Genomic DNA, 18816 nt, shown 5'->3' on the forward strand with positions numbered 1-18816 from the left:
TGCTGGCCAGTCGGTCAGATCTGCTCCAGCAGCCAGCTACGAAACGCCCGCAACGACGGCAGCGCCTCGTTGCGCGGCGGATAGATCAGGTAATAACTGCGCTGGCTGGCAAATGCCGACCCGGGGCTGAACAGCTCGCCCTTGGCCAGCTCTTCCTCCACCAGGATTCGCGGCACCAGGCCGATGCCAATCCCCGCGCGCACCGCCTGAATCAAGTGCGAGGTCAGCTCGAAGCTGGGCCCCAGGCGCATCGAGCGGTGGGGCAGGTCATGGTGCGAGAACCATTCACCCCAGGCGTGCGGGTTGTTCGCCACGTTGAGCAGCACCTCGCCACTGATCCGCGCCGGGCTCCAGGCCTGCCCATCGTTGGCCGCGTTCGGCGGCAGGATCACCAGCAGCTCCTCGGCATGCAGGCGGTGGCAGATCAATCCCGGCAAGTCATGGCTGGCAACGCCGATCGCCGCGTCGATTTCGCTGGTGTCAAAATTGATCGCTTCGATGCGCGAATGGATATGCACCAGCATGCCGGGGTGCGCAGCATAGAAAGCGTGCAGGCGCGGCAGCAGCCACTTCGAGCCAAAGGTGGGCAGGGTGGCCAGGCGCAAGGTGCCGACACCGGACTGGTAGGCCAGCGCCTGCAGGGTCGCGCTACGGATCCGCCCGAGGGCCTCGCTCAGCTCGCGCTGGTACAAGCGGCCGACGTCCGTCAGTTGCACCTGACGCCCCTCGCGGCGAAACAGCGTCAGGCCCAGTTGCTGCTCCAACGCCTGCACCTGGCGGCTGACCGCACTCTGGGTCAGCGACAGTTCGGCAGCGGCGCGGGTGTAGCTTTCATGCCGCGCTGCGGCTTCGAATGCCAGCAGCAAGGACATCGAGGGCGTCAGGTGGCGGTAATTCATTCATAAAGCTCATCAATAGCGGCAGGAATATCCATTTGCCCCTGGCTGGAAAGTACAGGAACATTGGCCTACTCGTCATCCTTGCCAGCGTCATTCATGCCAGGGTGGCACGTTTACCGTGAATCAGCCCATATCAAGAGGCCATCCAACGATGATCGCCCAGCTGTCGACTAGCGCACCTGCCGTCAATTACCCCGAATTCCTCGAAGTCCTGCGCAGCAGCGGCTTCCGTGGCCAGATCAGCGCCGACTACGCCACCCGCACCGTGCTCGCCACCGACAACTCGATCTACCAGCGCCTGCCGCAAGCGGCGGTGTTCCCGCTGGATGCCGACGACGTAGCCAAGGTCGCAGCACTGATGAACGAGCCGCGCTTCCAGCAGATCCGGCTGACCCCGCGCGGTGGCGGCACGGGGACCAACGGCCAGTCGTTGACCGACGGTATCGTTGTCGACCTGTCGCGGCACATGAACACAATTCTTGAAATCAATGTGCAAGAGCGTTGGGTGCGGGTCCAGGCCGGCGTGGTCAAGGATCAGCTCAACGCCGCACTCAAGCCCCATGGGCTGTTCTTCGCCCCCGAGCTGTCGACCTCCAACCGTGCCACCGTGGGTGGCATGATCAACACCGACGCAAGTGGCCAGGGCAGTTGCACCTACGGCAAGACCCGCGATCACGTGCTGGAGTTGCACAGCGTGCTGCTCGGCGGCGAGCGCCTGCACAGCCTGCCCATCGACGATGCCGCGCTGGACCAGGCCTGCGCCGCTCCAGGCCGCGCCGGTGAGGTCTACCGTACCGCCCGCGAGATCCAGGAAACCCAGGCCGAGCTGATCGAGAGCACCTTTCCCAAGCTCAACCGCTGCCTGACCGGCTACGACCTGGCGCACCTGCGCGACGAGCAGGGCCGCTTCAACCTCAACAGCGTGCTGTGCGGCGCGGAAGGCTCGCTCGGCTACGTGGTCGAGGCCAAGCTCAACGTCCTGCCGATTCCCAAGTACGCAGTGCTGGTCAACGTCCGCTACACCAGCTTCATGGACGCCCTGCGCGACGCCAATGCGCTGATGGCGCACAAGCCGCTGTCGATCGAAACGGTCGACTCCAAGGTGCTGATGCTGGCGATGAAAGACATCGTCTGGCACAGCGTCGCCGAGTACTTCCCGGCCGACGCCGAGCGGCCGACCCTGGGTATCAACCTGATCGAGTTCTGCGGCGATGAGCCGGCCGAGGTCAACGCGCGGGTGCAGGCGTTCATCGCGCACTTGCAGACTGACAAGGGCGTCGAGCGCTTGGGGCACACCCTGGCCGAGGGCGCCGAGGCGGTCACTCGCGTGTACACCATGCGCAAGCGCTCGGTAGGCCTGCTCGGCAACGTCGAAGGTGAGGTGCGCCCGCAGCCTTTCGTTGAAGACACTGCGGTGCCGCCGGAGCAACTGGCGGACTACATCGCCGATTTCCGCGCCCTGCTCGACAGCTACGGGCTGGCTTATGGCATGTTCGGCCATGTCGATGCCGGCGTGCTGCACGTGCGCCCGGCCCTGGACATGAAAGACCCGGCCCAGGCCGCGCTGGTCAAGCCGATCTCCGATGCCGTCGCGGCGCTGACCAAGCGCTACGGCGGGTTGCTCTGGGGTGAGCACGGCAAAGGCCTGCGTTCGGAATATGTGCCTGAGTACTTCGGCGCGCTGTACCCGGCGCTGCAGCGCCTGAAGGGCGCGTTCGACCCGCACAACCAGCTCAACCCGGGCAAGATTTGCACCCCACCAGACAACGTTGAAGGCCTGACCAAGGTCGATGGCGTGACCTTGCGCGGCGACCTTGACCGGACCATCGATGAGCGCGTCTGGCAGAGCTTCGGCAGCGCCGTGCATTGCAACGGTAACGGTGCCTGCTACAACTACGATCCCAACGATGCCATGTGCCCGTCCTGGAAGGCGACTCGCGAGCGCCAGCATTCGCCCAAGGGCCGTGCCTCGCTGATTCGCGAATGGCTGCGCCTGCAAGGTGCGGCGGATATCGACGTGCTGGCGGCTGCGCGGAGCAAGGTGTCCTGGCTCAAGGGGCTGCCGACGCGGCTGCGCAACAACCGCGCACAGCAGCAAGGCCAGGCTGATTTCTCCCACGAAGTGTATGACGCCATGGCCGGTTGCCTGGCGTGCAAGTCGTGCGCGGGGCAGTGCCCGATCAAAGTCAATGTCCCGGACTTCCGCTCGCGCTTCCTTGAGCTCTACCACGGTCGCTACCAGCGCCCGTTGCGCGATTACCTGATTGGCTCGCTGGAGTTCAGCATCCCCTACATGGCCTATGCGCCGGGCCTGTACAACGCGGTGATGGGTTCGAAGTGGGTCAGCAAGCTGCTGGCGGACAAGATCGGCATGGTCGACAGCCCGCTGATCAGCCGCTTCAACTTCCAGGCGACCCTGACCCGCTGCCGCGTCGGCGTGGCCAGCGTGCCAGCGCTGCGCGAGCTGACCCCGGCCCAGCGCGAGCGCAGTATCGTGCTGGTCCAGGATGCCTTTACTCGCTACTTCGAAACGCCGCTGCTGGCCTCGTTCATCGAGCTGGCGCATCGCCTTGGCCATCGCGTGTTCCTTGCGCCGTACAGTGCCAATGGCAAGCCACTGCACGTGCAGGGCTTCCTCGGCGCGTTTGCCAAGGCGGCGATTCGCAATGGCAGTCAGCTCAAGGCCCTGGCCGATTGTGGCGTGCCCTTGGTTGGGCTCGACCCGGCGATGACCCTGGTCTATCGCCAGGAGTATCAGAAGGTGCCTGGCCTGGAAGATTGCCCGAAGGTACTGCTGCCGCAGGAGTGGTTGATCGACGTGTTGCCAGAGCAGATGACGGCCAACCCCGGCAACTTCCGCCTGATGGCGCACTGCACCGAGAAGACCAACGTGCCCGCCAGTACTCGCCAATGGGAGCAGGTGTTTGCCCTGATGGGGCTCAAGTTGGTGACCGAGGCAACCGGCTGCTGCGGCATGTCCGGGACCTATGGCCACGAGGCGCGCAACCAGCAGACCTCGCGGACCATCTTCGAGCAGTCGTGGGCGACCAAGCTGGACAAGGAAGGCGAGCCATTGGCGACCGGCTATTCGTGCCGCAGCCAGGTCAAACGCCTGGCTGATCGGCAGATGCGCCACCCGTTGGAAGTGGTGTTGCAGTACGCCCAGCGCTGATCGTCAGAGCTATCGCGGGCGTGCCCCGCGATAGCTATTCAGGCCGCGCGCAGTCGCCGCGCCTGGCGATACAGGTATACGCTCAGCAGCAAGCCACAGCACGAGGCCGCTGCCGCAAAGAGAAACATCGACGCAAAACCAAAGCCTGCCGCCACCGCGCCGACCAGTGGCCCGCTGATCCCCAGCGACAAATCGATAAACAGCGAATACGCCCCCACCGCAGCCCCGCGGTTGGCCGCCGACACCTGGTTGACCGCTTCCACTCCCAGTGCCGGAAACACCAGCGAGAAGCCAAAGCCACTCAGTGCTGCCCCGGCCAGGGCAATCTCCGCGTTCGGTGCCAGCCACAACATCAGCAGGCCGAGGGTTTCCACCGAAAGGCAGGCGATTGCCACACGGAACCCGCCAATCCGGTTGATCAGGTTGCCGAACAGCAACCGCGCGCTGATGAAGCTGGCGCCAAACAGGCTCAGCGTCAGCGCGGCGTTAGGCCAATCCCGGCTGGCGTAGTACAGGGTGATGAACGTGGCGATGGTGCCAAAGCCGATCGAGCCCAAGGCGAGGCCCGAGCCATGCGGGAAGACCTTGCCCAGCACCTGCAGGAACGGCAAGCGCACGCCGCTGACGATCGGCGCGGCGCGCTTGGGCCAGGCCAGCAACAGGCCGATCACTGCCAGCAGAATGATGCTGACGCCCATGCTCCACAGCCCCCAGTGCTTGACCATCAATACCCCGAGCGGAGCGCCGACGGCCAGTGCGCCATAACTGGCGATGCCGTTCCAGGAGATCACCTTGGCGGTGTTGTCGGCGCCTACACGGCCGATGCCCCAGCCGATCGAGCCAGAGCCGACCAGGCTTTCCGCGCTGCCCAGCACCAGCCGGCCGATCAGCAGGCAGGCCAGGCTCAGCCATGGCCAGTCGCTGAGAAAGCTGCAGGCCAGCATGAACACCCCGCTCAGGCCACAGCCGAACAAGCCATACATGACGGCTTTCTTGCTGCCGAGGTTATCGATGAGGCGGCTGGCGGTGGGGCGGCTGAGCAGGGTGGCGAGGTACTGCACGCTGATCACCAGGCCTGCGACCACGGCGCTGAAGCCCAGTGTGTTATGCACATAGCCAGGCAGTACGGCCAAGGGGATGCCGATGTTCAGGTAGCCGATAAAGGTGAAAAGGACGATCGAGACGACTTGCAGGGTGACCGCAAGGGGGCGCGGTGAGTCGGGCATTGGGGGTCTTCGTGGCAGAGGTTCTGGACGGTGTGAAAACGCGATGACGTGGGAGTTCCCGTAAGTCAGCCGTTTTCACACTGTCGTGCGCAGTTATTCCTGATCAGCGCTGGATGTATCGTCGCCATCCTCGACGGCAGGCGTCGGTTCGGAGTGAGCGGCAACGGTGTGCTCTTCTGGGTTCAAGCTTGGGAAGGGAAGATTCGGGATTTCGTGCATCTCGTCGTCCTCGCAAGTGTGAGTGAAAAGGCTGCGCCAGGCGCGTTTGGGGCTTTGAAAAAGCTTGAGCAGGATACAGCAGTCTGCATGACAGTTTGAACTTTTTGCCTGTCAGTTGTCGGGTTGCGTGCGGATACCGGACGGCGAGGCGGGGAGAGGCGGGTATTGGCGGGGGTGTCTGGCACCGGCTCTCGCCGGTGTTCGCGGGACAATCCCGCCCAACAGGGTTGCGCATCCCCCTGTAGGAGCGGGCTTGCCCCGCGAACACCGGCGAGAACCGGTGCCATCCATCAAAATATGCGTCGCGCGCGATTTACTTGCGGCCTTCAGCCGCCTCGGCAACCTTGTCAGTCCGCGCGCACATGATGAAGTCGTTGCGGTGCAGGCCTTTGATCGAGTGGCTCCACCAGGTCACGGTGACCTTGCCCCACTCGGTCAGCAAACCTGGGTGATGGCCCTCGGCTTCTGCGATTTCACCCACGGCATTGGTGAACGCCAGGGCGTGCTTGAAGTTCTTGAACAGGAAAACCCGCTCAAGCTCCATGTGGCCGTCACGCGTTTCGATGTTCCAGTCCGGGATCTCGCGGATCAACTGCGCCAGTTCATCGTCGCTGACTTTCGGTGCATCGGCGCGGCAGGCTTCGCAGTGAGCTTGGTTCAAGGCATTCATGGGTCTGGTTCCAGTTTGAGTTGTTATCGTCAAGGCGGCTCAGGCCGCGACCTTGGGTGGAAACTTCGGCGCGTGCAAGCCCAACTGCATGCCTTGTTCGACCATCGCCATGATGTCTTCATGGGCGAGGTCGAACAGGCGCTTGAGGTTCGGCAGGACGAAATACAGCGGCTGCAGGATGTCGATGCGGTACGGCGTGCGCATTGCCTCGACCGGGTCGAAGGCCTGGTGCTCAGGCTCGCTGGACAGGCTGTAGACCGTCTCTTTAGGTGACGAGAGGATGCCGCCACCGTAGATCTTGAGGCCTTGCGGCGTGTCCATCAGGCCGAATTCGATGGTCATCCAGTACAGCCGCGCCAGGTAGACGCGCTGTTCCTTGGTGGCGGCCAGGCCGAGCTTGCCATAGGTGTGGGTGAATTCAGCGAACCACGGGTTGGTCAGCAAAGGGCAGTGGCCAAAGATCTCGTGGAAGATGTCCGGCTCCTGCAAGTAGTCGAGCTCTTGCGGGGTGCGGATAAAGGTGGCAACCGGGAAGCGTTTGCTGGCGAGCAGCTCGAAGAAGGTCTGGAACGGGATCAGCGCCGGAACCCGGGCGACCTGCCAGCCGGTGGTGGCGCCGAGCACCTTGTTGATCTCGCCAAGCTGGGGGATGCGCTCATGCGGCAGCTTGAGCTGCTCGATGCCGTCCAGGTATTCCTGGCATGCCCGCCCTTCGATCACCTTCAGCTGACGGGTGATCAGGGTGTTCCACACCTCATGTTCCTGCTGCGGGTACTCGATAAAACCCTGTGCATCGGGCTCGCGTGCCACGTAGTGCGTCTGTTTCATGTGGCTCTCCTGGTGAGGGCTTTATTGTTTTGATCGCGACATGCTTAGGAATATCCGCTCGGCGTCGGCTTTGCACGCAGTCTCCAGAGGTCTGGAGGGGGTGTGGCGTGAGATTTCGTAACGTAAATTTTACAAAATGGGCGGTATCCAGGAAAATCACGGAGATCCAGCTGATCGTTCACCGGTATTTGTCAGCTTATCTTTACGACTTTTCTGCGCGCGGATGAAAAATCCGCCCGCTTCGAGAGCTCTTCATGCGTATCAAAGTGCATTGCCAGAACCGCATCGGCATCTTGCGAGACATCCTCAACCTGCTGGTTGAGTACGGCATCAACGTCTTGCGCGGGGAGGTGGGTGGCGATCACGGCAATGCCATCTACCTGCATTGCCCAAACCTGGTGAACCTGCAATTCCAGGCCTTGCGGCCCAAGTTCGAGTCGATCGCCGGGGTGTTCGGCGTCAAGCGCGTGGGGCTGATGCCCAGCGAGCGTCGGCACATGGAGCTCAACGCGTTGCTGGGTGCGCTGGAGTTTCCGGTGTTGTCGATCGACATGGGTGGCAGCATCGTCGCCGCCAACCGGGCGGCGGCGCAGCTGCTGGGGGTGCGCGTCGACGAGGTGCCGGGCTTGCCGCTGGCGCGTTATGTCGAAGACTTCGACCTGCCGGAGCTGGTCCGGGCCAACAAGTCGCGGATCAACGGCCTGCGGATCAAGGTCAAGGGCGATGTGTTTCTCGCCGACATCGCCCCGCTGCAGTCCGAGCACGACGAAAGCGAAGCACTGGCCGGGGCCGTGTTGACCCTGCACCGGGCCGACCGCATCGGCGAGCGCATCTATAACGTGCGCAAGCAGGAGCTGCGTGGCTTTGACAGCATCTTCCAGAGCTCGAAGGTGATGGCTGCGGTGGTGCGTGAGGCGCGGCGCATGGCGCCGCTGGATGCGCCTTTGCTGATCGAGGGGGAGACCGGCACGGGCAAGGAGCTGCTGGCCCGTGCCTGTCACCTGGCCAGCCCGCGTGGCCAGGCGCCGTTGATGGCGCTCAACTGCGCTGGCCTGCCGGAGTCAATGGCCGAAACCGAGCTGTTCGGCTACGGCCCGGGGGCGTTCGAGGGGGCGCGGGCCGAGGGCAAGCTCGGGCTGCTGGAGTTGACGGCGGGCGGCACGCTGTTTCTCGATGGGGTCGCGGAGATGAGCCCGCGCTTGCAGGTGAAACTGCTGCGCTTCCTGCAGGATGGCTGCTTTCGGCGGGTCGGCAGTGATGAGGAGGTCTACCTTGATGTGCGCGTGATCTGCGCGACTCAGGTCGATCTGTCCGAGTTGTGCGCCAGGGGAGAGTTTCGCCAGGACCTCTACCACCGGTTGAATGTGCTGTCGTTGCATATTCCGCCGTTGCGCGAGTGCATGGACGGCCTGGAAGGGCTGGTGGAGCATTTTCTCGACCAGGCCAGTCGGCAGATTGGTTGCGTGCTGCCGCGCCTGGCGCCAGCGGCGAGAGACAAACTTGCGCACTATCACTGGCCGGGCAATGTACGCCAATTGGAAAACGTATTGTTTCAAGCGGTTTCATTATGCGATGGCGGGATAGTGAAGGGTGAGCATATACGTTTGCCCGATTATGGTGTGCGGCAACCGTTGGGAGAGTTTTCCCTGGATGGCGAACTTTCGGAAATAGTTGGCCGGTTTGAAAAGGCCGTATTGGAATCCTTGGTAGGGGAATTTCCAAGTAGTCGGGCGCTGGGCAAGCGTCTAGGTGTTTCGCATACAACGATTGCCAACAAGTTGCGCGACTATGCGCTTAACAAGTCTGGCGGTTAATCGCGGTGTTCGTTCGATTGCCGGGGCGCTGTATCGGTCGGATAGGGGCCCGTAGGGCCCCCGATCACCGGGCTTAACCGTTAGAGCAACCGTTGCCCATGACACGGTATTCGAGAATGTGCTTCTGGCCCTGGGAGTCTTCATAGGTCATGCGCGCGGGGACTACTTCGCAGATATTGGGGACTTCGCTCATCGACAGGACGCGGGCGATATCCAGGTGCTGTGAGTAGGTGTACTGTTCAACCGGAATCTGCTCGACATGTGTTGCAACTTCGCCGGCCATCGCCGCGCTGCAAAGACCGCCAAGTACCAATGCCAGTAACGCTTTCATTTTCTGTTTACCTGTCTAAGGTCGTAAGAGGGCACGCGGCGCTTTTGACGTCGCGAGTACAGCCAGTTTTAAATGAGGAAAGTTAGCGGGGGATTAACGGATGCCTTCGTGGGGGCTGTTGCCAGAAGTTAATCGCCTTGCCGTTGTTGGCGAGATCAATTCTAGGCCTGGCCCCTGGCCCGAAACAGTGGGGGTTTTGATAAAGACTGTTGACAGAATCTGTAACAATCCCTTGAAGAATATCGGAGGGTTGCTGGCTAATTGCTGGCATCGCCCGTACTAGAGCGGTTTCGCAAGATGCCCGGAGTCGAAGAGGGGTGTGCTACTACCAACGTCGAATGGCCATTGCCGCTCTGGTACAGTTACAAACGGTCCCATACAAAAACAACTATTACACCGAGGTAACACAGATGAGTGCGGCTCCACTGTATCCCGTTCGTCCCGAGGTTGCGGCTACCACCCTGACCGACGAGGCTACCTACAAGGCCATGTACCAGCAGTCGGTGATCAACCCCGACGGTTTCTGGCGCGAGCAGGCCCAGCGCCTGGACTGGATCAAGCCGTTCACCAAGGTCAAGCAGACCTCCTTCGACGACCACCATGTCGACATCAAGTGGTTTGCCGATGGCACTCTGAACGTTTCCTACAACTGCCTGGATCGCCACCTCGAAGAGCGCGGCGACCAGGTGGCGATCATCTGGGAGGGCGATGACCCTTCCGAAAGCCGCAACATCACCTACCGTGAGCTGCACGAGCAGGTCTGCAAGTTCGCCAACGCCCTGCGTGGCCAGGACGTGCACCGCGGCGATGTGGTGACCATCTACATGCCGATGATCCCCGAAGCGGTGGTGGCCATGCTGGCCTGTACACGTATCGGCGCGATTCACTCGGTGGTGTTCGGCGGCTTCTCGCCTGAAGCGCTGGCCGGGCGCATCATCGACTGCAAGTCGAAAATCGTCATCACTGCCGATGAAGGTGTGCGCGGCGGCAAGCGTACGCCGCTCAAGGGCAATGTCGACCTGGCGCTGACCAACCCGGAAACCAGCAGCGTGCAGAAGATCATCGTGTGCAAGCGCACCGGTGGCGAGATCGCCTGGCACCAGCACCGTGACATCTGGTTCGAAGACCTGATGAAGGTTGCTTCCAGCCACTGCGCACCGAAGGAAATGGGTGCCGAGGAAGCGCTGTTCATCCTGTATACCTCCGGCTCGACCGGCAAGCCCAAGGGCGTGCTGCACACCACCGGCGGCTACATGGTGTATGCCGCACTGACCCACGAGCGGGTATTCGACTACCGTCCGGGCGAGGTCTACTGGTGCACCGCCGACGTCGGTTGGGTCACGGGTCACAGCTACATCGTCTATGGCCCGCTGGCCAACGGCGCGACCACCGTACTGTTCGAAGGCGTGCCGAACTATCCGGACATCACCCGCGTGTCGAAGATCATCGACAAGCACAAGGTCAATATCCTCTACACCGCGCCGACCGCCATTCGCGCAATGATGGCCGAGGGTGAGGCCGCCGTGGCCGGTGCCGACGGTTCCAGCCTGCGTCTGCTGGGCTCGGTCGGTGAGCCAATCAACCCGGAGGCGTGGAACTGGTATCACCAGGCCGTCGGCAAGTCGCGTTGCCCGATCGTCGACACCTGGTGGCAGACTGAAACCGGCGGCATCCTCATCAGCCCGCTGCCGGGCGCCACTGGCCTCAAGCCGGGCTCGGCGACGCGGCCGTTCTTCGGCGTGGTGCCGGCGCTGGTGGATAACCTGGGCAACCTGATCGAGGGCGCCGCAGAGGGTAACCTGGTGATCCTCGACTCCTGGCCAGGTCAGTCGCGTTCGCTGTACGGCGACCATGACCGCTTCGTCGACACCTACTTCAAGACCTTCCGCGGCATGTACTTCACCGGTGACGGCGCGCGTCGCGACGAAGACGGCTACTTCTGGATCACCGGTCGCGTCGATGACGTGCTCAACGTTTCCGGTCACCGCATGGGGACTGCCGAGATCGAGAGCGCGATGGTCGCCCACGCCAAGGTCGCCGAAGCGGCCGTGGTCGGTGTTCCGCACGACCTCAAAGGGCAGGGCATCTACGTTTATGTCACCCTCAACTCTGGCGTCGAGCCGAGCGAGCAGTTACGCCTGGAGCTGAAGAACTGGGTGCGCAAGGAGATCGGCCCGATTGCTTCGCCGGATGTCATCCAGTGGGCGCCAGGCTTGCCCAAGACCCGTTCGGGCAAGATCATGCGGCGCATCCTGCGCAAGATCGCTACCGCGGAATATGGTGGGCTGGGCGATATCTCGACACTCGCCGATCCTGGCGTGGTGCAGCACCTGATCGATACCCACAAACAGATGAACCTGGCTTCGGCCTGATGGAGTGGGGGCGCTGCGCCCCCGTTTTTAGCGCAGTGCAAGCAACCCCGCCGAGCAAACGGCGGGGTTTTTGCATTCTGTTACCTCGACATTCATCGGTAACCCTTTTCTGTCACCCCTTTCGCACGAGAACGGGGCAGGCAGCAACATCCAAGGGCTATCATTGGGCAATTTCATCTCCTTGATGCCGTCTCGACACGCTACACTTGCCGGAATACAAGGCTTTGCCAATAATAGGCGCACTTATTGCTTTGGTTACAGGTTGTTTTTCTTCCGCTCTTGCATAATGCGCGAGAGCTGTCAATATCGCCCGCCGCGGTTTCAGGCGCTTCTATAACTAGTTGTCGCTTTGAAGAAATATCGACTAACGGGCTGTCGTTAAAATGCCACTCACTCGCTCGTGGTCTGCGACCTTGGTCGATACCCCTCGCGGCTTGCGTTGTACCCATTCGCATTCGGGCAGCTGTTACCCCCTGCCTTGTATTGCCCCGTACCGATGGAGTTACCTGATGAAGAAGCTTGCACTGCTTGGCGCCCTGGCGCTGTCCGTGTTTTCCCTGGTATCGCACGCTGATGAAAAGCCGTTGAAAATCGGTATTGAAGCCGCCTACCCACCGTTCGCCTTCAAGCAGCCCGATGGCAGCATCGCGGGTTTTGACTACGACATCGGCAACGCCCTGTGCGAAGAGATGAAGGCCAAGTGCACCTGGGTCGAACAAGAGTTCGACGGCCTGATCCCGGCGCTGAAAGTACGCAAGATCGACGCGATTCTGTCGTCCATGTCGATCACTGACGACCGCAAGAAATCGGTCGACTTCACCAACCGCTACTACCTGACCCCGGCACGCCTGGTGATGAAGCAGGGTGCGACGGTGAGCGACTCGCTGGCCGAGCTCAAAGGCAAGAAGATCGGCGTTCAGCGCGGTTCGATCCACAACCGTTTCGCCAACGAAGTGCTGGCTCCTCAGGGCGCCACTGTCGTGCCTTACGGTACTCAGAACGAAATCTACCTGGATGTCGCTGCCGGTCGCCTGGACGGTACCGTGGCTGACGCGACCCTGCTCGAAGACGGCTTCCTCAAGACTGACGCCGGCAAGGGCTTTGCCTTTGTAGGCCCGGCCTTCACCGACGCCAAGTACTTCGGCGACGGCATCGGCATTGCCGTGCGCAAGGGCGACACGGCCAATGTCGAGCGGATCAACGCCGCCATTGCCGCGATCCGCGCCAACGGCAAGTACAAGCAGATCCAGGACAAGTACTTCAACTTCGACATCTATGGCCCTGAAGCCAAGTAAAACGTCGAGTATCACCTGTGCAATGGTGCAAACAGCAGAAGCTCTGAGGTTTGCACCATTTTTCATTCCCAAGGTCTGAGGAATCCCAATCATGTTGAAAGGCTACGGGGCAGTCATCCTCGATGGGGCGTGGCTGACGCTACAGCTCGCCCTGTCGTCGATGGCCCTGGCCATCGTCCTTGGCCTGATCGGCGTGGCGCTACGCCTGTCGCCGGTGCGCTGGCTGGCCTGGCTGGGCGATCTGTACGCCACGGTGATCCGCGGCATTCCGGATCTGGTACTGATCCTGCTGATCTTCTACGGCGGCCAGGACCTGATCAATCGGCTGGCGCCACTGCTTGGCTACGATGACTATATCGACCTCAATCCGTTGGCAGCCGGCATCGGTACGCTCGGTTTCATCTTTGGCGCCTACCTGTCGGAGACCTTCCGCGGGGCCTTCCTGGGGATTCCCAAGGGCCAGGCCGAGGCCGGCATGGCCTATGGCATGAGCAGTCGCCAGGTGTTCTTCCGCATCATGGTGCCGCAGATGATCCGCCTGGCGATCCCGGGCTTCACCAACAACTGGCTGGTGCTGTCCAAGGCCACGGCGCTGATCTCGGTGGTCGGCTTGCAGGACATGATGTTCAAGGCCAAGCAGGCGGCCGATGCCACCCGCGAACCCTTCACCTTCTTTCTGGCGGTGGCAGCCCTGTACCTGGTGCTCACCAGTGTCTCGCTGCTGGTGCTGAAGTACCTCGAGAGGCGCTATTCGGTGGGCGTCAAGGCGGCTGAACTATGATCTTCGACTACAACGTCATCTGGGAAGCGATGCCGCTGTACCTCGGCGGGCTGCTGACCACGCTCAAGCTGTTGGCGCTGTCGCTGTTGTTCGGTCTGCTGGCGGCGGTGCCGCTGGGGCTGATGCGGGTTTCCAAGCGGCCGCTGGTGAACATCAGCGCCTGGCTCTATACCTACGTGATCCGCGGTACGCCAATGCTGGTGCAGCTGTTCCTGATCTACTACGGCCTGGCTCAGTTCGAAGCGGTGCGCGCGAGCATCTTCTGGCCGTGGCTGTCGAGCGCAACCTTCTGCGCCTGCCTGGCCTTCGCCATCAACACCAGTGCCTACACCGCGGAGATCATCGCCGGCAGCCTCAAGGCCACGCCCCATGGCGAGATCGAGGCGGCCAAGGCGATGGGCATGTCGCGGTTCAAGATGTACCGGCGCATCCTGCTGCCCTCGGCCATGCGCCGGGCGCTGCCGCAGTACAGCAACGAAGTGATCATGATGCTGCAGACCACCAGCCTGGCGTCGATCGTCACCCTGATCGATATCACCGGTGCCGCGCGCACGGTCAATGCCCAGTACTACCTGCCTTTCGAGGCCTACATCACGGCGGGCGTGTTCTATCTGTGCCTGACCTTCATTCTGGTGCGCCTGTTCAAGATGGCCGAACGCCGCTGGCTCGGCTACCTGGCGCCGCGCAAGCACTGAACGCTCTGTGAGAACCGACAGCATGTACAAACTCGAAGTCCAAGACCTGCACAAGCGCTATGGCAGCCATGAAGTGCTCAAGGGCGTATCACTGGCCGCCAAGGCGGGCGATGTGATCAGCATCATCGGCTCCAGCGGTTCAGGCAAATCGACCTTCCTGCGCTGCATCAACCTGCTCGAGCAGCCGCATGCCGGCAAGATCCTGCTCAACAACGAAGAACTCAAGCTGGTGGCGGGCAAGGACGGCGCGCTCAAGGCGGCCGATCCGCGCCAGTTGCAGCGCATGCGTTCGCGTCTGTCGATGGTGTTCCAGCATTTCAATCTGTGGGCGCACATGACGGCGCTGGAGAACATCATCGAAGCGCCGGTGCATGTCCTCGGCATGAGCAAGAAGGAGGCCCTGGAAAAGGCCGAGCACTATCTGGCCAAGGTCGGCGTCGCCCACCGCAAGGATGCCTATCCGGGGCATATGTCCGGTGGCGAGCAGCAACGTGTGGCGATTGCCCGGGCGCTGGCGATGGAGCCGGAGGTGATGCTGTTCGACGAGCCCACGTCTGCACTCGACCCGGAGCTGGTCGGTGACGTCCTCAAGGTCATGCAGGCGCTGGCCCAGGAAGGCCGCACCATGGTCGTTGTGACCCATGAGATGGGCTTTGCCCGCGAGGTCTCCAATCAGCTGGTATTCCTCCACAAGGGTGTGGTGGAGGAGCGCGGCAACCCCCGCGAGGTGTTGGTCAATCCGCAATCAGAACGGCTCAAGCAGTTTCTCTCGGGCAGCCTGAAGTAAACGCTGCACCTTTGCACCAGAATAGGGCATGCTGCGCAGCGAGCGCAGCCTGACCCGGCGCTACTGACTCGAATCACCTCAGGTTTCGGACCACGCCCTATGACCACCCAGCGAATCGGATTTCTGATCTGGCCCAGCACCAAGCCGTTGACCCTGGCGTTGGCCGAGGAAACATTGCAGGTGGCCCAGCGGGTGCATCCGGATGTTGTCTACGAGTTGGCGTTTCTCCAGGCCGAGCCCAGCGAGCAGGTCGGCTGGCGTTTGCCGGGTGAAGCCTGGAACGGTCGCCTCGAAGGCTTTCAGAAGCTGTTCTTGCTGGCCGACGAACCACCGCAGGCGATCACGGCCGCGCTGTCCAGCAACCTCAAGCAGTTGGCGCGCAGTGGTTGCCTGATCGGTGGCTTGTCGGCCGGGGTCTATCCGCTGGCCCTGCTGGGGCTGCTTGATGGTTATCGGGCCGCGGTGCATTGGCGCTGGCAGGATGATTTTGGCGAGCGCTTCCCCAAGGTGATCGCCACCAGCCACCTGTTCGACTGGGACCGCGACCGGCTCACTGCTTGTGGTGGCATGGCCGTGGTCGACCTGCTGTTGGCAGTGCTGGCGCGTGATCACGGGGCGGAGCTGGCCGGTGCCGTGTCTGAAGAGCTGGTGGTCGAACGCATCCGCGAGGGGGGCGAGCGCCAGCGTATTCCACTGCAGAACCGCCTGGGCTCGAGCCATCCGAAGCTGACCCAGGCGGTGCTGTTGATGGAGGCCAACATCGAAGAGCCGTTGACCACTGACGAGATCGCCCAGCATGTGTGCGTCTCGCGTCGGCAGCTGGAGCGGATCTTCAAGCAGTACCTCAATCGGGTGCCTAGCCAGTATTACCTGGAGCTGCGCCTGAACAAGGCCCGGCAGATGTTGATGCAGACCAGCAAATCGATCATTCAGATTGGTTTGTCGTGCGGGTTCTCCTCGGGGCCGCACTTCTCCAGCGCGTATCGCAACTTCTTTGGCGCCACCCCGCGCGAAGACCGCAACCAGCGACGCAGCAACAGTCCCTTCGAGCTGAGCTCGGCGCCTGCCGAGCGCGGCTGACGCGTTGGCAGGCCAGTGCGGTGAACACCCGTTCACCCATTTGGCGCTGGGCTCTCCCCGGCCACTCTTCGCTCCTTTACACTGCGCGATTGCGACACTGTTTGTCGCATTGCCGAAAGCCTGGTCAAAACAGGGTTTTGCGCTGTAACAAGTTGTCGCTTGGCCGCAAGGACAGGCGCTTATCAGTCCTTACAATCCCCCCATCGCTCGCCACTTCCAGGCCAGCGTTCCGCTTCAGGAGACTCAGATGTCCGTTGAGCAAGCCCCGGTGCAACGTGCCGATTTCGACCAGGTCATGGTTCCCAACTACTCCCCGGCGGCGTTCATTCCTGTGCGAGGCGAGGGTTCCCGCGTCTGGGACCAGTCGGGTCGCGAGCTGATCGACTTCGCCGGCGGCATCGCGGTAAACGCCTTGGGTCATTGCCATCCGGCACTGGTCAAGGCCCTGACCGAGCAGGCCAATACCCTCTGGCACGTCTCCAACGTCTTCACCAACGAGCCGGCCCTGCGCCTGGCCCACAAGCTGGTGGAGGCGACGTTTGCCGACAAGGCGTTCTTCTGCAACTCCGGCGCCGAATCCAACGAGGCCGCCTTCAAGCTGGCCCGTCGTGTTGCACATGACCGCTTCGGCCCTGAAAAGCACGAAATCATCGCCACCGTGAACAGCTTCCACGGGCGCACCCTGTTTACCGTCAGCGTCGGCGGCCAGCCGAAGTACTCCGACGGTTTCGGGCCGAAGATCACCGGCATCAGCCACGTGCCCTACAACGACTTGGAAGCGCTCAAGGCACAGATCTCCGACAAGACCTGCGCGGTAGTGATCGAGCCGATCCAGGGCGAAAGCGGTGTGGTTCCGGCCGATCTGGCCTACCTCGAGGGCGCGCGCAAATTGTGCGATGAGCACAATGCCCTGCTGATCTTCGACGAAGTGCAGACCGGCGTCGGCCGCACCGGCTCGCTGTATGCCTACCAGCACTACGGCGTGACCCCGGACATCCTCACCAGCGCGAAGAGCCTGGGTGGCGGTTTCCCGATCGGCGCCATGCTGACCACCGATGACCTGGCCAAGCACCTGGCCGTCGGCACCCATGGCACCACCTACGGCGGCAACCCGCTGGGCTGCGCGGTCGCCTGCGCGGTGCTGGACGTGATCAACACCCCCGAGACCCTTGCCGGGATCACGGCCAAACATGCGCGCTTCAAGGCTCGTCTGGAGAAAGTCGAGCTGTTCAGCCAGGTGCGTGGTGTGGGCCTGCTGATCGGTTGCGTGTTGACTGACGCCTGGAAAGGCAAAGCCAAGGACGTCCTCAATGCCGCCGAGAAAGAAGGCCTGATGGTGCTTCAGGCAGGCCCGGACGTGGTCCGCTTCGCACCGAGCCTGGTGGTTGAAGACGCCGACATCGATGAAGGCCTGGACCGCTTCGAGCGCGCCGTGGCCAAGCTGCTCCAGGGCTGATAGCCCCGCGTTACCTTCGCCGGTCAGGCGCCGACTGCGGCCTGCCCGGCGATGCCTGAATTCCAGTGCGGACGCCTTTTGCAGTAGTGCGCCCGCCGCTTTTCCGTGCCGCCCCCGTGCGGCCCGTAGACCCGAAAGGAGTGACACCATGCTGGTAATGCGCCCCGCGCAAATGGCTGACCTGAATGAAGTGCAGCGCATGGCTGCGGACAGCCCGGTAGGTGTCACTTCGCTGCCCGATGACGCCGCGCGCCTGGGCGACAAGATCGCCGCCTCCGAGACCTCGTTTGCCGCCGAAGTGAGCTTCAACGGCGAAGAGAGCTACTTCTTCGTGCTTGAAGACAGCGTCACCGGCAAGCTCGCAGGTTGTTCGGCAATCGTCGCTTCGGCAGGCTATTCCGAGCCCTTCTACAGTTTTCGCAACGAGACCTTCGTGCACGCCTCGCGTGAACTGAAGATCCACAACAAGATCCACGTGCTGTCGCTGTGCCACGACCTCACCGGCAACAGCCTGTTGACCAGTTTCTACATCCTGCCAGAGCTGGTCGGCAGCGGCTGGGCCGAGCTCAACTCGCGCGGCCGCTTGCTGTTCATGGCCGCGCACCCCGAGCGCTTCGCCGATTCGGTGGTGACCGAAATAGTCGGCTACAGCGACGAACAAGGCGAGTCGCCGTTCTGGGATTCGATTGGTCGCAACTTCTTCGACCTCAACTATGCCGAGGCCGAACGCCTGTGTGGCCTGAAGAGCCGGACCTTCCTGGCCGAGCTGATGCCGCATTACCCGATCTACGTGCCGCTGCTGCCCGATGAGGCCCAGGAAGCCATGGGCCAGGTCCACCCGCGCGCGCAGATCACCTTCGACATCCTCATGCGCGAAGGCTTCGAGACCGAACACTACATCGACATCTTCGATGGCGGGCCAACCCTGCATGCGCGCGCTTCGGGCATTCGCTCGATCGGCCAGAGTCGAGTGGTGCCGGTCAAGCTTGAAGACGCGCCGGTCAAAGGCGGGCGTCCGTACCTGGTGTGCAATGGCCAGTTGCAGGACTACCGCGCAGTACTGCTGGAGCTGGATTGGGTGCCGGGCAAGCCGGTCAGCCTGAACAGCGAAGCGGCCGATGCCTTGGGCGTCGGTGAAGGAGCAAGCGTGCGCCTGGTCGCCGTTTGATGCCCGTGGCCGGATAGCCAGGG

Annotated in this window: 15 protein-coding genes; 10 read left to right on the top strand and 5 right to left on the bottom strand. The window is 62.3% G+C overall.

Translation table 11 applies throughout. The features are described from left to right. Positions 1-14 precede the first annotated feature (14 nt). On the bottom strand, positions 15-899 hold the full coding sequence (locus tag J3B00_RS09440; protein ID WP_209867016.1) for a LysR substrate-binding domain-containing protein: 885 nt from the start codon (positions 897-899) through the stop codon (positions 15-17). 151 nt (positions 900-1050) lie between these two features. Here J3B00_RS09440 and J3B00_RS09445 point away from each other — a divergent pair, with 151 nt between their 5' ends. After that, positions 1051-4071 carry an FAD-binding and (Fe-S)-binding domain-containing protein gene (locus J3B00_RS09445; RefSeq protein WP_209867018.1) on the top strand — a complete coding sequence of 1007 codons (3021 nt, stop codon included), beginning with the start codon at positions 1051-1053 and terminating at the stop codon, positions 4069-4071. Between the two features lie 38 nt (positions 4072-4109). Here the strand turns inward: J3B00_RS09445 and J3B00_RS09450 are convergent, their stop codons facing one another. The 3 genes from J3B00_RS09450 to phhA all read right to left on the bottom strand — a co-directional run bounded on the left by J3B00_RS09450 (position 4110) and on the right by phhA (position 7014). Further along, positions 4110-5297, bottom strand: a complete 1188-nt coding sequence (locus J3B00_RS09450) for an MFS transporter (protein ID WP_209867020.1) — start codon at positions 5295-5297, stop codon at positions 4110-4112. Between the two features lie 532 nt (positions 5298-5829). After that, complete coding sequence (locus J3B00_RS09455; protein WP_209867022.1) at positions 5830-6186, bottom strand: 4a-hydroxytetrahydrobiopterin dehydratase; 357 nt, start codon at positions 6184-6186, stop codon at positions 5830-5832. A gap of 39 nt (positions 6187-6225) precedes the next feature. After that, entirely contained in the window at positions 6226-7014 is a 789-nt protein-coding gene (gene phhA, locus J3B00_RS09460) for a phenylalanine 4-monooxygenase (protein WP_209867024.1), read from the bottom strand. Between the two features lie 254 nt (positions 7015-7268). Between phhA and J3B00_RS09465 the strand changes: the two genes are divergently transcribed. Continuing rightward, positions 7269-8828: a sigma-54-dependent transcriptional regulator gene (locus J3B00_RS09465; RefSeq protein ID WP_209867026.1), complete on the top strand. Its 1560-nt coding sequence runs from the start codon at positions 7269-7271 to the stop codon at positions 8826-8828. Between the two features lie 73 nt (positions 8829-8901). On the opposite strand, the gene J3B00_RS09470 is transcribed toward J3B00_RS09465, so the two are convergent. Next, a complete protein-coding gene (locus J3B00_RS09470; protein WP_209867028.1) occupies positions 8902-9159 on the bottom strand; it encodes a DUF2790 domain-containing protein in 258 nt (85 codons plus the stop codon). 410 nt (positions 9160-9569) lie between these two features. Between J3B00_RS09470 and acs the strand changes: the two genes are divergently transcribed. The 8 genes from acs (at position 9570) to aruF (ending at position 18793) form a co-directional block, all read left to right on the top strand. Next, positions 9570-11531, top strand: coding sequence for an acetate--CoA ligase (gene acs, locus J3B00_RS09475; protein WP_209867030.1), 1962 nt, complete (start codon positions 9570-9572; stop codon positions 11529-11531). A gap of 509 nt (positions 11532-12040) precedes the next feature. Then, on the top strand, positions 12041-12826 hold the full coding sequence (locus J3B00_RS09480; protein ID WP_209867032.1) for an ABC transporter substrate-binding protein: 786 nt from the start codon (positions 12041-12043) through the stop codon (positions 12824-12826). Between the two features lie 91 nt (positions 12827-12917). Further along, a complete protein-coding gene (locus J3B00_RS09485) occupies positions 12918-13607 on the top strand; it encodes an ABC transporter permease (RefSeq protein ID WP_209867034.1) in 690 nt (229 codons plus the stop codon). After that, positions 13604-14302, top strand: coding sequence for an ABC transporter permease (locus tag J3B00_RS09490; RefSeq protein WP_209867037.1), 699 nt, complete (start codon positions 13604-13606; stop codon positions 14300-14302). The genes J3B00_RS09485 and J3B00_RS09490 overlap by 4 nt, the downstream gene beginning before the upstream one ends. 22 nt (positions 14303-14324) lie before the next feature. After that, on the top strand, positions 14325-15089 hold the full coding sequence (locus J3B00_RS09495) for an ATP-binding cassette domain-containing protein (RefSeq protein WP_209867039.1): 765 nt from the start codon (positions 14325-14327) through the stop codon (positions 15087-15089). A gap of 99 nt (positions 15090-15188) precedes the next feature. Then, positions 15189-16169 (top strand): transcriptional regulator ArgR, encoded by a 981-nt coding sequence (gene argR, locus J3B00_RS09500; protein WP_209867041.1) that lies wholly within the window; start codon positions 15189-15191, stop codon positions 16167-16169. 247 nt (positions 16170-16416) lie between these two features. After that, positions 16417-17625: an aspartate aminotransferase family protein gene (locus J3B00_RS09505; protein ID WP_209867044.1), complete on the top strand. Its 1209-nt coding sequence runs from the start codon at positions 16417-16419 to the stop codon at positions 17623-17625. A gap of 148 nt (positions 17626-17773) precedes the next feature. Further along, the gene (aruF, locus tag J3B00_RS09510; protein ID WP_209867046.1) at positions 17774-18793 is read left to right on the top strand and encodes an arginine/ornithine succinyltransferase subunit alpha; all 1020 of its coding nucleotides are present in this window, start codon (positions 17774-17776) and stop codon (positions 18791-18793) included. Positions 18794-18816 lie beyond the last annotated feature (23 nt).

The sequence above is a fragment of the Pseudomonas sp. BP8 genome, from assembly GCF_017875955.1.
In the GTDB taxonomy this organism is placed as follows: domain Bacteria; phylum Pseudomonadota; class Gammaproteobacteria; order Pseudomonadales; family Pseudomonadaceae; genus Aquipseudomonas.

Bases quoted from the DNA above. Each gene is read 5' to 3' on its own strand.
- J3B00_RS09445 (WP_209867018.1), top strand. From the start codon at position 1,051: ATGATCGCCCAGCTGTCGACTAGCGCACCTGCCGTCAATTACCCCGAA.
- acs (WP_209867030.1), top strand. From the start codon at position 9,570: ATGAGTGCGGCTCCACTGTATCCCGTTCGTCCCGAGGTTGCGGCTACC.
- aruF (WP_209867046.1), top strand. From the start codon at position 17,774: ATGCTGGTAATGCGCCCCGCGCAAATGGCTGACCTGAATGAAGTGCAG.
- J3B00_RS09495 (WP_209867039.1), top strand. From the start codon at position 14,325: ATGTACAAACTCGAAGTCCAAGACCTGCACAAGCGCTATGGCAGCCAT.
- J3B00_RS09470 (WP_209867028.1), bottom strand. From the start codon at position 9,159: ATGAAAGCGTTACTGGCATTGGTACTTGGCGGTCTTTGCAGCGCGGCG.
- argR (WP_209867041.1), top strand. From the start codon at position 15,189: ATGACCACCCAGCGAATCGGATTTCTGATCTGGCCCAGCACCAAGCCG.
- J3B00_RS09455 (WP_209867022.1), bottom strand. From the start codon at position 6,186: ATGAATGCCTTGAACCAAGCTCACTGCGAAGCCTGCCGCGCCGATGCA.
- J3B00_RS09505 (WP_209867044.1), top strand. From the start codon at position 16,417: ATGTCCGTTGAGCAAGCCCCGGTGCAACGTGCCGATTTCGACCAGGTC.
- J3B00_RS09465 (WP_209867026.1), top strand. From the start codon at position 7,269: ATGCGTATCAAAGTGCATTGCCAGAACCGCATCGGCATCTTGCGAGAC.
- J3B00_RS09490 (WP_209867037.1), top strand. From the start codon at position 13,604: ATGATCTTCGACTACAACGTCATCTGGGAAGCGATGCCGCTGTACCTC.
- J3B00_RS09450 (WP_209867020.1), bottom strand. From the start codon at position 5,297: ATGCCCGACTCACCGCGCCCCCTTGCGGTCACCCTGCAAGTCGTCTCG.
- J3B00_RS09485 (WP_209867034.1), top strand. From the start codon at position 12,918: ATGTTGAAAGGCTACGGGGCAGTCATCCTCGATGGGGCGTGGCTGACG.
- J3B00_RS09440 (WP_209867016.1), bottom strand. From the start codon at position 899: ATGAATTACCGCCACCTGACGCCCTCGATGTCCTTGCTGCTGGCATTC.
- phhA (WP_209867024.1), bottom strand. From the start codon at position 7,014: ATGAAACAGACGCACTACGTGGCACGCGAGCCCGATGCACAGGGTTTT.
- J3B00_RS09480 (WP_209867032.1), top strand. From the start codon at position 12,041: ATGAAGAAGCTTGCACTGCTTGGCGCCCTGGCGCTGTCCGTGTTTTCC.